General features: G+C 27.2%; 13 protein-coding genes. 5 read left to right on the top strand and 8 right to left on the bottom strand.

Annotated elements, in window-relative coordinates; genetic code table 11:
• Positions 1-59: 59 nt before the first annotated feature.
• Entirely contained in the window at positions 60-389 is a 330-nt protein-coding gene (locus tag Q1J48_RS07205; RefSeq protein ID WP_300362281.1) for a GRAM domain-containing protein, read from the bottom strand.
• Between the two features lie 437 nt (positions 390-826).
• Between Q1J48_RS07205 and Q1J48_RS07210 the strand changes: the two genes are divergently transcribed.
• On the top strand, positions 827-1,657 hold the full coding sequence (locus Q1J48_RS07210; protein WP_300362284.1) for a sulfite exporter TauE/SafE family protein: 831 nt from the start codon (positions 827-829) through the stop codon (positions 1,655-1,657).
• Positions 1,658-1,730: 73 nt separating this feature from the next.
• Here the strand turns inward: Q1J48_RS07210 and Q1J48_RS07215 are convergent, their stop codons facing one another.
• Genes Q1J48_RS07215 through Q1J48_RS07230 form a run of 4 tightly spaced genes read right to left on the bottom strand, consistent with a single transcriptional unit; the run spans position 1,731 to position 6,575 of the window.
• Positions 1,731-3,233, bottom strand: a complete 1,503-nt coding sequence (locus Q1J48_RS07215) for a tripartite tricarboxylate transporter permease (RefSeq protein ID WP_300331680.1) — start codon at positions 3,231-3,233, stop codon at positions 1,731-1,733.
• A gap of 15 nt (positions 3,234-3,248) precedes the next feature.
• Positions 3,249-3,701: a tripartite tricarboxylate transporter TctB family protein gene (locus Q1J48_RS07220; protein WP_300362286.1), complete on the bottom strand. Its 453-nt coding sequence runs from the start codon at positions 3,699-3,701 to the stop codon at positions 3,249-3,251.
• A gap of 60 nt (positions 3,702-3,761) precedes the next feature.
• Positions 3,762-4,727, bottom strand: coding sequence for a tripartite tricarboxylate transporter substrate binding protein (locus tag Q1J48_RS07225; RefSeq protein WP_300331674.1), 966 nt, complete (start codon positions 4,725-4,727; stop codon positions 3,762-3,764).
• A gap of 45 nt (positions 4,728-4,772) precedes the next feature.
• Positions 4,773-6,575, bottom strand: coding sequence for a sulfatase (locus Q1J48_RS07230; RefSeq protein ID WP_300362289.1), 1,803 nt, complete (start codon positions 6,573-6,575; stop codon positions 4,773-4,775).
• A 235-nt stretch (positions 6,576-6,810) separates the two neighbouring features.
• On the opposite strand from Q1J48_RS07230, the gene Q1J48_RS07235 reads away from it, so the two are divergent.
• Positions 6,811-8,010, top strand: a complete 1,200-nt coding sequence (locus tag Q1J48_RS07235; RefSeq protein WP_300331668.1) for an ROK family protein — start codon at positions 6,811-6,813, stop codon at positions 8,008-8,010.
• A gap of 120 nt (positions 8,011-8,130) precedes the next feature.
• Here the strand turns inward: Q1J48_RS07235 and Q1J48_RS07240 are convergent, their stop codons facing one another.
• The 3 genes from Q1J48_RS07240 to Q1J48_RS07250 are packed head-to-tail and all read right to left on the bottom strand — an operon-like array spanning position 8,131 to position 10,358.
• Positions 8,131-9,258 carry an anaerobic sulfatase maturase gene (locus Q1J48_RS07240; protein WP_300331665.1) on the bottom strand — a complete coding sequence of 376 codons (1,128 nt, stop codon included), beginning with the start codon at positions 9,256-9,258 and terminating at the stop codon, positions 8,131-8,133.
• Positions 9,255-9,818, bottom strand: a complete 564-nt coding sequence (locus Q1J48_RS07245) for a chromate transporter (protein WP_300362292.1) — start codon at positions 9,816-9,818, stop codon at positions 9,255-9,257. The genes Q1J48_RS07240 and Q1J48_RS07245 overlap by 4 nt, the downstream gene beginning before the upstream one ends.
• Positions 9,819-10,358 (bottom strand): chromate transporter, encoded by a 540-nt coding sequence (locus Q1J48_RS07250; protein ID WP_300362295.1) that lies wholly within the window; start codon positions 10,356-10,358, stop codon positions 9,819-9,821. It lies immediately after the preceding gene.
• 155 nt (positions 10,359-10,513) lie between these two features.
• On the opposite strand from Q1J48_RS07250, the gene Q1J48_RS07255 reads away from it, so the two are divergent.
• The 3 genes from Q1J48_RS07255 to Q1J48_RS07265 form a co-directional block, all read left to right on the top strand.
• Positions 10,514-10,687: a GNAT family acetyltransferase gene (locus Q1J48_RS07255; RefSeq protein ID WP_300362298.1), complete on the top strand. Its 174-nt coding sequence runs from the start codon at positions 10,514-10,516 to the stop codon at positions 10,685-10,687.
• A gap of 16 nt (positions 10,688-10,703) precedes the next feature.
• Positions 10,704-11,270, top strand: a complete 567-nt coding sequence (locus Q1J48_RS07260) for an ATPase (protein ID WP_300362301.1) — start codon at positions 10,704-10,706, stop codon at positions 11,268-11,270.
• 92 nt (positions 11,271-11,362) lie between these two features.
• Positions 11,363-12,026: hypothetical protein (locus Q1J48_RS07265; protein WP_300362304.1), on the top strand; the 664-nt coding region annotated here is incomplete at its 3' end.

Raw genomic sequence — 12,026 nt, forward strand, 5'->3', positions numbered from 1 at the left:
AAAAAAACTCCAAATTTTACTTTGAAGTTTTTTATTTTATATTATATATTTCTTAATTTTTATTTTTCTCTCTTTATATTAACATCTTCTAGCCCTTTTATAAGTGCTTTATTAAATAAACCTGTTAACTTATATTTTTCTCCATTTTTAGTCACAATAGTTATAGTATTCATCATTCCAACTGTAAAAAAATCAATTTCATTTAACTCATACATAAAAGCTGATCCTGAACGTCCTTGTGTTGGCTCAAATACAATTCTCTTATCAGTTATTGATAAATTTCCTGGATTTGGTTGTGGAAAAACTAAAATATTTTTCACATAAGAAACCTGTTTTTTCACTATTAATTTTTCATCTTCTTTTAATTTAAAATTTTCAAATCCTAGCATAATTACCACCCCTTAAAATTTAATTAATGGATTATAACACTTTTCTTTTTTTTATTCAAGTAAAAAATTTTTTTATTTTTACTATTATAAAAACTACTGACTCTATTTTATTTGTAAAATATTCTTTATAAAATTAAAATCTAATAAATCAAACTTCAATTTTTTTATTTTTCTTCTACTTTTCTATCTATGTTATTGTCTATAATGTTTTTTATAAAATTAATTCTAACAAATTCTTATCCTTGATATCTAAAAAACTATTTATTATCAACGATAATAATTATAAAATTTACTTTACTATAAAAATCTTATTTACAATTTAAATAAAAAATGATTCCAAGTTTTTTTATTATTCTCTTGAAAAATTAATAATTTCATACTATACTTTAATACAATAGTAAATTTTTTAATTATTTGATTTAGGGGAGAGTGGGAAAATGTTTGAAAGTTTTTTATCTAATGTCAATTTGGAAACCTTTTTATTTTTAGGAGTCGCTTGTTTTTTTGCTGCATTTATTGATGCCATAGCTGGTGGTGGTGGACTTATAACTGTCCCGGCATATCTAGCTTCTGGGCTTCCTGCACATATAGCTTTGGGAACAAATAAAGTTTCCTCTAGTATTGGAACTGTGGCTAGTAGTTTGAAGTTTGCAAGATCTGGTAAAATAAATAAAGAGATGTTAAAAAAAATGCTTCCTTTTTCTTTTATAGGAGCACTTATCGGAGTTAAAACTGTTGTTCTAATAGATTCTAAATATCTTTATCCAATAGCAATTATTTTACTATTAATAGTTTTAATCTATACCCTTTTAAATAAAAAGATAGGTGAAGAAAATAATTTCGTAGGTCTAACTGATAACAATATTCGTAATGGAAGAATTATGGCTATTACAATAGGATTTTATGATGGATTCTTTGGCCCAGGAACAGGTTCTTTTTTAATCTTTGCTCTTATTAAAATTTTTAAATTAGATTTTACTAATGCAAGTGGAAATGCAAAATTTTTAAATCTAACAAGTAATTTAGCAAGTATGTTCTTATTTATATATTTAAAAAAAGTAAATTTCTTTTACTCGATACCTATTGGAATAATTATGATATTTGGAGCTACTTTAGGAGCTAAGTTAGCAGTTACTAAAGGAACTTCATTTATAAAACCAATGTTCTTAATAGTAACTACAATAGTTCTTATAAAAATGATACTTGAATCTATGCTTGGAATAGATGTTGGCGGTTTGATAAAAGAATTTTTAATAAATATTCTATAACAAAAAAACTCTCTGAATTAATAGAGAGTTTTTTTTGTTAGTAATTTTTATGATACGGATATTTATTAGAAAGCTATTTATTGGCCTTTCTTGATCTAGCAATATTTTCTTTAACTATAAATCCTATTGTCACAACTAAAACAACTAAGAAAGCTAAAGATATTGGTCTTTTTATAAATATTGATAGGCTTCCTTGAGAAATTATTAAACTTCTTCTTAAATTTGATTCTGTTAAAGCTCCTAAAACCAATCCTAAAAGAACTGGAATTGTTGAGAATTTTAATTTTACTAAAATATAAGCTATAATTCCAAAAGCTATTGAAATATATAAATCAAACATAGAACTTTTTATTGAATAAGATCCAGCAAAACAAAATACAACTATTATTGGTATTAAGATTTCACTAGGAATTTTTGTAACTTTTGCAAAGAATCCTGTTAAATATTTACCTTGAATATACATAAAAATATTTATAAATACAAGTCCTACCATAATTGCATAAAGAGTTATTCCATGTTCTTGGAATAAGTTCGGCCCTGGAGTTAAACCATTTGCCATTAAAGTACCTAAAAGAATTGCAACTGCTGCATCTCCTGGTATTCCAAGAGTAAGAAGCGGAATAAGTGTAGCTCCTGTAACAGCATTATTTGCTGACTCTGCTGCTGCTATTCCATCTATTGAGCCATTTCCAAATTCTTCAGGATGTTTAGAACTTTTTCTAGCTCTATCATAACTAAAGAATGATGCCATTGATGCCCCAGTTCCTGGAATTACTCCAACAATAACTCCGATTATTGAAGAACGAAGAACATGAGGAAACATTCTAATATATTCAGCTGTTGTAAGTTTTCCAGTATCCTTTGCTTTTTCAATCTTCATTGTAGTGGAAGCTTTAAAATCCTTACTTCCATTTGAGTTTGAAATTGTTTCTGAAAGAGCAAAAAGTCCAATAAGAACTATTACTAAGTCAAATCCAGCATAAAGATTATAATTGTTTAATGTAAATCTAAAAGTTCCACTTATTACATCCATTCCAATTATTGATAGGAAAAGTCCTATACAACCAGAAATTATTCCTTTTGCTAAACTATCACCACTTACACCTGCAATAATAGAAATACCAAATACACAAAGTATAAATATTTCAGATGCTCCAAATTTTAAAGCAACTTTTGCAACTTGAGGAGCTAAGAATAAAAGTACCAATGCACTAAAAATTCCACCAAATGTTGAGGCTTCCAAAGCAATATTAAGGGCTTTTTGTGCCATTCCTCTTTTTGCTAGTGGGTTACCATCTAACATTGTAGCTGCTGCATGGGGAGTACCTGGAGTATTAATTAAAATAGCTGATATTGATCCTCCATAACTTCCTGCACAATAAATTCCAAGCAAAAACATAAAAGAATCAATAGCTTCTAAGTTATAAGTAAAAGGTAAAAATAATACTAGGCAAAGCATAACTGTAAGCCCTGGAATACAACCAAAAATTACTCCAGCTAATAATCCAAGGTTCATATAAATAAAACTACTTAATTTAAAAAATTCTAAAAATCCACTGACAATATTTTCAATCATATTTCTTCTCCTAACCTATGGCAATTGTACTAACAATATATTTTTGAAAATATATGTTACTGCTACACAAATTATTGTAACTATCATATAATACTTCCAATTTTTACATTTAAAGAAAGTTAACATTGAGTAACAATAAAGTATAGACGAAAACATAAATCCTATTTTATCTAATAAAAAAGCATAAGCTATTAATAATATACAAACAACTACTGCTCTTCCCTCTTCATTTAAATTTACTTCAACTTCTTGTACTGGAAGTTTTTTTACTAATTTTATAAGATCAGCAACAAAAATAAATAAACTTGATATAAACATCAAAGCTACAATTAATTTTGGAAAGCTTCTTGATGTTATAACCGCATCAGAATTTAATGGAATTTGTGAAGGTATTAAAAGCCATAAAATTGTTGAAAGTATAAGGAATATTGCACCACCTACAATATTTACTTTTATTTTGTATTTCACTTGTTTCACCCCTTAATTTTTAAAAATAGAGAGGAGATTTCCTCTCTATTTAATTTTGTTTTATTTTTTTAACATGTTATAGAATCTTTGAGCTTTTTCCATAGAATCTTTAATATGAGCATCACATTCTGCTGGTCCTATTGGATCAAGAGTTAATCCTAAATTTTTAGCTGTTTCTTGGAATCCTGGTTCTTCAAATATTTTTAAAACAGTTTTGTACATTTTATCAACTATTGCTGGATCTGTTCCTGCTGGCATTAAAAGTATACATCTATTTACTAAGAAAGTATCATATCCATAATCTCCAACACATTCTAAGTTATAAACTTCATCTTTTAAAGGTTTGTCATCAAATACTACAACTGGATCAAGTTTATTAGCTTTTACAAATTCTTTTGCTAAAGATGCATGAGTGATACCTATTACTGTATCTCCAGATAATGTTGCGTTCATCGCTTCATTAGCTCCGTTAAATGATACACCTTCAAAGTCTAGTCCCATTTCACTTAAAAGAGCAGAGATCATTAAATATTCAGAAGAGTTAAGTCCTGCAACTGCAAATATAACTTTTTTATTTTTTCCATATTCTTTTAAATCTTTTAAAGATTTAACACCAATTTTTGGATTAGATACCATTACAAAGTTAGATTTGTAAATATTTGCTACTGGAGTAAATTGTTCCCATTTAAATGGAACTGGATTAAATAAAGGTCCGATTGCGAAGTTTCCTTCTCCACCATAAATTAATTTAGTTGAATTTGGTTTTTCACGAAGATACTCAGTAAGTGCTACAACTCCACCAGCTCCTATTTTATTTTCTGGAACTATTGGTTGTCCTAAATATTTTTTACCATATTGTGATAAAGCTCTGTTAGCTTGGTCTGCTAATCCTCCAACTGCCCAAGGTACAGTTATAATAACTGGTTTCTTTGGCCAACTATCTGCTGGACTCTTAGCTGAGAATGATGGTAAAGCTGTTACAAGTGTTAAAATACAAAGTGCCAATACTTTAAAAAATTTTTTCATACCCTTTTCCTCCCGTTGTTCTGTTTGTTTATTTATTTTATTTTGTTACTTCCTTCTTGATAATAGATTTAAGAAATACATTATCATTGGTTTTCTCTCTTCATCTACTCTTTCTTTTACAAAGTTTTCTAAAAATTCTTCTGTAACTTTTCCAAGATTTTCTTTTTCTATCTCTTTTTTAAACTCTTCTACAAGTTTATCTTTGTCATTTATTTTTACTAAATTTACAAAAGCTATAAACTCATTTTTTGTATTTCCTTCCCAAGTGATAGATTCTTCAAAATCTTTTCCAACTGAATATTCTTTTTCAAAATTTGCTTTATAATCAAGAATATCTTGTTCTGTTACCTCTTTATCATAGCTTAATCCTATTCTCTCATATTGCTCTAAAGGTGCATCGCTTTCCTTCATTAATTTTCTCATAAGATTTGCCATTCTTACTTCTTGTTTTATATCCTCTATTGGTTTTTCTTGATAAGGATCTTTTTCTGTATCATATAACATTGTTCCAAATCTATAATGTTGGTTAAAGTTTTTAACTTCAACTTTCATTGTCTTAAGTCCTTTTGTAAATGTAAATGGTTCAGCAAGTTCAAAATCTTTCATTTCTTCTATTGAAAATCTTGATTTTATATGTGTAGGCATTAATGTATATTCATATAGAGGTGAGTTTGTATTTTTTGCTTCTCCTCTCATATATACATATTTTCCATCTGTACAATTTATTTGATTACCATGCCAACCGAATATACAAGCTTCTCTTATTTTCTTATCATTTGCTATTGTATCTCTTAATGGGTGCCCTTGCATATCTTTTGGAATCTCTAATCCAAAGAACTCTAAAATTGTTGGTGCCATATCTATAAGTTGAACCAAAGAATTTCTTTTCTCACCTTTTATTTTTACTCTTGGATCCCAAATAAACAATGGAGTGTTTACAAGTTCATTGTAAGCTGGCATCATATTTTTTGCCCACCAACCATGTTCTCCTAATAAGAAACCATGATCTGTACAAACAATCAACATTGTATCATCCCACATTTTATGTTTATCCATAAGATCCAAAATATTTCCTAAACTTCTATCACATTTTGATAAAAGAGCTGCATATTTATATTTTAAATTTTCCACATCATCACTACTTTCTATCACAGGATGATAATCTGGCCAATCTAAATTTTTCTTCTTAATATGATCTCCGTATAGGGCATCATATTCTTCAGGAACTACATATGGTTCGTGAGGATCAAAAGATTCTATTTGTAAAAACCAATTATCTTCAGAATGATTTTTTTCTATAAAATCTATTCCTGCTTGGAAAGTTCTTGATTGAGGATAATCTTTTTCCTCTTTAAATTCTTGACGATTTACCCATTCTTGTCTCCATATATCTGCTAACTTTTCTCTCGATGGTAAGAAAAGTCTTTGAGGAGCTTTTGCATCTTCTGGAATATCAGGAAACTTTATCTGTCCTTTCCAAGGATCTCCCTCTTGACCTCTTATCATCTCCCAACTAGAAAATCTACTATGATAAGTAGCCCCACCATCTGCCCAATATAGATGATGATCTGTTGCAAGATGACTATAAACTCCATTCATCTTTAAAATTTCTGGCATTGAATCATCAAATGGTTCTAATGGTCCCCAACTTCTATGTAGAAAATTATATCTTCCTGTATGTAGTTCTCTACGAGCTGGCATACACGGTAAACTTCCTGCAAAACAATTGTCAAATTGAACTGAATTTTCAGCCAATCTTTTAAAGTTTGGAGCTTTTATCCAAGAGTTTCCATAAGATGGTAGATAATGTCTATTCAAAGAATCAAACAATACCATTATAACTTTCATTTAAACCCTCCATTTATTTTTTTATTTTAAATAATTATTTTTGATATTATTTCAATATTATTCATTTGTTTTCAAAACAATTATTTCATTTCTTATATTAAATATAACTCATTTTTATAAAAAATGCAATAGTTTTTTAAAAAAATTTTAAAATTATTAAAAAAAGTAAAATAATTATTTTCTTTTACTTTTTTTATGATATAATAAATTATATTTTTAAAACAAAGGTGAGATTATGAAACAATTAGAAACTTTAAAAATAAAAAATATTATGGCTGTTCTTGAGACTATAAGGCTTAATGAAAATTGCTCTAAGAAATATATCTCTTCAATCACTGGACTTTCTTCTGCCTTACTTACAAATATTTGTAATCAATTAAAAGATAAAAAAATTATTTTCGAAGGAGAAACTTTAAATTCTGCTAGAGCTGGTAGAAGAGAAGTTGCTCTTAATCTAAATTATTCTTTAAAAAAAATAATTGGAATAAATCTTTCCAGTGAATACTGTGAAGTTATAGTATCTGATCTGAAACCATCCTTACTTTTTTCAAAAAAAATAAACATCTCAAAAAATTCTATCCTTTTAGAAAATATTGTGGATATCATTTTTGAATATATTAAAGAAAATAATCTAAAAATTTCTGATTTTGCTGGGATTGGTATAAGTTCTAAAGGAACTACTGATATTATAAATGGTATAGTTGGAGAAGATTTTTTAGAAGAAAGGTTAAATATTAAAGAACTACTTTCTAAAAAAATAGATCTCCCTATATTTATTCAAAACGATGTAAAAGTTCTATCAATTGCTCAAAATTATTTTTTCCCTGAATATGATGATTTCTTTCTTATAAAATATAGTATCCACGGAATAGGTGGGGGAATATTTAGAGATGGGACTCTTTATTACAACAATGAAAATACAATTGGAAAAATAGGTCATATTATTATGGATGTGAAAGAAAATTACTGCCCAGTCTGCAAAAGAAAAGGTTGTTTAGAAAGTATAATCTCTATAAACAGGATAAAAAAAGATCTGGCAAAGGATTTTGAAGAGGGAAATTTACCTATTCTTAAACGTTATCTTGATAATGATTTTGAAAATTTTACAATAGAGAAAATGTTTTTAGCTTATGAAGAGGGGTCAATAGTTCTTAATGAAATTATTAGAAAAAGTGCATCTCTTATGGCTCAAGCTATAATAACTACTCACGCCATTGTTGGATCAAATAAAATTATTCTCTATGGTGACTTTTTTTCTCAAAAATCATATCTTTTCCTATTAGAACAATATATAAAAGAATATCAACTAACTAATCTTTGGGACAAGATAATTTTAAGTAGCCTAAGCTCTGAGCAGGAAACTTTAGCAAGTTGTGTTATGGTTATTAAAAAAATGTTCTATGAAGATTTAAATAAATATTTTCATATTATTTAATAATTTATTTTAAATCAAAAAATAATTATTAAAAATTTTTAATTAATAAATTGTAAATAATAAAAATAGGAGCTATAAATTTAGTGATTAAAAAACACTTTTTATATAGCTCCTTTTATCTTATAAATTATTTTGTCTTTGGAAATTTCTTACAATTTCTGCTACATGTAACATCTTATCTATATTTCTATCAAAGAAATATTTATATGATTCACAGAATCTATTTTCATAAACCCCATCATTCATCTCTTTATGTCTTCTGCAACCACCACGACAGATTTTAAAATATTTACATATTCTACATTTATCTTGTACAGCTAGAGAAGAGCTTAAAAATTGTCTTTCTTTTTCACTAGAAAGCATTTCCTCTATTCCATTGTCATTTAAGTTTCCTATTTTTAATTCATCAAGTACATAGAAATCACAAGGATAAGCACTACCATCTGATTCAACTATTACATTCATATTACAATGTCCAACCATATCACAAGCCTCTGGTTGTCCACCAAGTAAGATTTTTATATAGTTATCAAAATGTCTTACACTTATTCTTCTATTGTTTACAATATCTTCATACCAAAGATTAAATGTTTCATCTAAGAAGATTCCAAAATCTTCTGCTGTTAAACTATAATCTTCATTTTTAGCGTCGCTTAAACTATCTAAACAGGGTATAAATTGATAATATCTAAATCCACTTTTTCTAAAGAAATTATAGATTAATTTTCCATTTTGAGCTGTCAATTTATTTACAACACAAAGAATATTAAATTCTACCTCATATTTTTTTAAAAGTTTTGTAGCTTTAAAAACATCATTAAAAGTTCCCTCACCTTTAGCATCAACTCTAAAATGATTATGTATCTCCTTATTTCCGTCTAAAGAGATCCCTATTAAATAATTATATTTCTTAAAAAGTTCTGCCCATTTTTTATCAAGTAAAGTTCCATTTGTTTGAAGAGCAAAATTTGTAGTTATATTTTTTGTATTATATTTTTCTACAAATTTATGAAACTTTTTAAAATATTCAAGTCCAGCTATTGTAGGCTCTCCCCCTTGGAAAGCAAAGTTTACAGTTTCTGTAACCTCTTCATAAACTCTTCTCACAAGATTTTCTAAAGTTTCATCATTCATAATCCCATAATTTTTTACTTCTCTGTTATTACTTACATCAAAGTAAAAACAATATTTACATCTTAGGTTACAACTACTTGATGCTGGTTTTATCAGTAAATTTATGTTTCTCACATTATCCCCCCGTAAATTCCTATTCCGATTATCCCTGACAGAATAATAACTGTCACAGGATTTAATTTAAATTTTTCTAAAATTGCAAAACAAATTACAAATAAAACAACTGCTGTTTTATTTATCTGATCAAAAGTCCCAATAGTTTTTTGTCCCCAAAAGGCAGTGATTACTATTGAGGCTCCTGCTACTCCAATCAATGATACAACCACAGGTCTTAATACTCCTAAAACTTTTTTCACTGTATTTAGCTCCCTGTATTTATAATAAAAATATGCTAAGATTAAAACAATTATACAAGAGGGAGTAACACAACCTAAAGTGGCTACAACTGCTCCTAGAAGTCCAGCTAATTTTGTTCCAACAAAAGTTGAGGCATTTAAAGCTATGGGTCCCGGTGTCATCTGAGAAATTGTCAAAAGATCTGTAAATTCCTCAAAAGTTAGCCATTTGTGTATCTCTATCACTTGTTGTTGGATAAGTGGCAAAGCTGCATATCCTCCACCAATACTAAAAAGTCCAATCTGAACAAAACTCCAATATAAAGTTAAATATATCATCTATTTTTTCACCACCCCATATAGAGCTGCTATTATTATTACCAAGGCTACATTTACTTTGAAAAAGTAAGCTGACACAAAGGCAATTATCATTATTATTAATGGCTCAATTCTTTTTTCTTTTAAAACATCTTTTGCCATTTTATAAACTGCATAACAAATAACTGCTGCCACTCCTGATTGCATTCCTTGAAGAGCTGAATTAACAAATATATTTTCTTTTAAAATATTATAGAAAAATGAAACTATTGTAATCGTTATCAGTGGTGGAAGAACTGTTCCAGAGATAGAACACATAGCTCCTTTTATTCCTGCCACTTGATATCCAACTAAAATTGATGTGTTAACTGCTATAAGTCCTGGTGCTGACTGTCCAATAGCAACTAAATCCAACATCTCTTTTTCGTCTATCCATTTTAAATCTTCTACAAATTTTTTCTTCATTAGAGGAACTATTACATATCCTCCACCAAAAGTAAATGCACTAAGATAGAATGTAGAAAGAAACAGTTTTAAATAAATATTTTTTTCTTTTGCCAATTTCCTCCCCCCTTTGTTTTGCCTTTCCATAATTATATAATATTTTCTAGAATTAGTAAAATTTTTTTGCCAATTTCCATTATAAAATATATATTTTAATATTTTTTATTTATGGTATAATTAAGAAAAAATAATTTTTTTAAGGAGAGTGTAAAATGGAAAATTTTTTTGATTTTAAAGAAAAATCTCTATATGAATTTATAACAAACCTAAAAAAAGATGATATTCAAGAATTAATAAAAAATAGTAAAAATGATGATGAGATAAAATTTTATTATAAACTACAAGAATTAATATTAAGAACTAAACAAGAGGAAATAATTAAATAATTTTTGAGGTGGGAATATGAATAAGGTCGCAACTATTTTTGCTGGAGTAAACGGTGTTGGAAAAACTACTATGTATAATTCCAACTTTTTTAATAAAGAAAAACTAGGAACTAGAATAAATACTGATGAAATTGTTATTACTTTTGGAGATTGGAGAAATGAGGCTGACCAAATAAAAGCTGGTAAAATAGCTATAAAAATGAGAAAAGAATGTATTGAAAAAGATTTGCCTTTTAATCAAGAAACAACTCTTACAGGTAATAGTATAATAAAATTTATTAAGGATATAAAATCTAGAGGGTATGAGATTCATCTTTTCTATATTGGTGTTGAAAGTCCTAAAGTTTCCAATGAAAGAATTGCTGGAAGAGTTAAAAAGGGTGGACACTTTATATCTGAAAACATTGTGGAAAAAAGATATTATGAAAGCCTTGAAAATTTTAAACTTATTTTGCCTTTAGTTGATTTTGCAGAAGTCTATGACAACACATATTTATATAATCTTCTAATGGTAAAAGAGAATGGTAATATAAAAGTTTATGAAAAAAATCTACCTAATTGGATAAAAAATATTAATTTTTAAAATATATTTAAAATTGGTATTGACTTAATCAATTTTTAAAGGTAAAATGGAGTAATACATATATTTATCTTTTAAAAATCAGGAGTTTACCTATGATACCAAAACTAGATACCAAAATATTAGAAAATATGAAATATAGTAGAATTCGTATAGATTCAAATATTGGAGAGGACATTCTCTCTTCTATGAGAAATGCCAAAAAATTTATATACATAATCTCTCCATATATTTCTGAAGAAAAAATAAATTTTTTGAAAGGTTTAAATTCAAATAAAAAATTAGATATAAAATTGCTTTTTGCTGATAAATCAAATTTTTTCAAAGATGAAAAAGAAGTTTCAAAACTAGCTACTTTCTTTAGATATTCAAAAGAACAAGATATTGATAAGGTAAAAATTGAATTAGAGAATGAAAAAACTAATAGATTGAAAAAAATAAAACTTTATCGCCTTTTATCTTTTATTATATTTTTATGTTCTAGTATAGGGCTTTATGCACTTTATAACTTAAAAAAGATGACAAATATAAATGGTGGAATATTAGGAGTTATAGCTTTTTTATCTTTTATTCAAATCTTTAATTTCCACAGAAAAACTACTTCTTTAAATTTTGAACTATCTAGAAAACTCAGAAATTTTAAAGAAAATAATATACCTAATATGGAATTAATAGATGAAGTAAAGATGAAATTTATAAGAACAAATTACTGTGATAAGCATATAGAAACTCCTTACCCTCATCTAAAAATTTATTTAA

The sequence above is a fragment of the Fusobacterium sp. genome (assembly GCF_029258315.1).
Taxonomy (GTDB): Bacteria; Fusobacteriota; Fusobacteriia; order Fusobacteriales; family Fusobacteriaceae; genus Fusobacterium_B.

What these genes read in the sequence shown, in the direction of transcription:
- Q1J48_RS07215 (WP_300331680.1), bottom strand. Translation starts at nt 3,233, where the DNA reads ATGATTGAAAATATTGTCAGTGGATTTTTAGAATTTTTTAAATTAAGT.
- Q1J48_RS07245 (WP_300362292.1), bottom strand. Translation starts at nt 9,818, where the DNA reads ATGATATATTTAACTTTATATTGGAGTTTTGTTCAGATTGGACTTTTT.
- Q1J48_RS07210 (WP_300362284.1), top strand. Translation starts at nt 827, where the DNA reads ATGTTTGAAAGTTTTTTATCTAATGTCAATTTGGAAACCTTTTTATTT.
- Q1J48_RS07205 (WP_300362281.1), bottom strand. Translation starts at nt 389, where the DNA reads ATGCTAGGATTTGAAAATTTTAAATTAAAAGAAGATGAAAAATTAATA.
- Q1J48_RS07260 (WP_300362301.1), top strand. Translation starts at nt 10,704, where the DNA reads ATGAATAAGGTCGCAACTATTTTTGCTGGAGTAAACGGTGTTGGAAAA.
- Q1J48_RS07230 (WP_300362289.1), bottom strand. Translation starts at nt 6,575, where the DNA reads ATGAAAGTTATAATGGTATTGTTTGATTCTTTGAATAGACATTATCTA.
- Q1J48_RS07255 (WP_300362298.1), top strand. Translation starts at nt 10,514, where the DNA reads ATGGAAAATTTTTTTGATTTTAAAGAAAAATCTCTATATGAATTTATA.
- Q1J48_RS07235 (WP_300331668.1), top strand. Translation starts at nt 6,811, where the DNA reads ATGAAACAATTAGAAACTTTAAAAATAAAAAATATTATGGCTGTTCTT.
- Q1J48_RS07225 (WP_300331674.1), bottom strand. Translation starts at nt 4,727, where the DNA reads ATGAAAAAATTTTTTAAAGTATTGGCACTTTGTATTTTAACACTTGTA.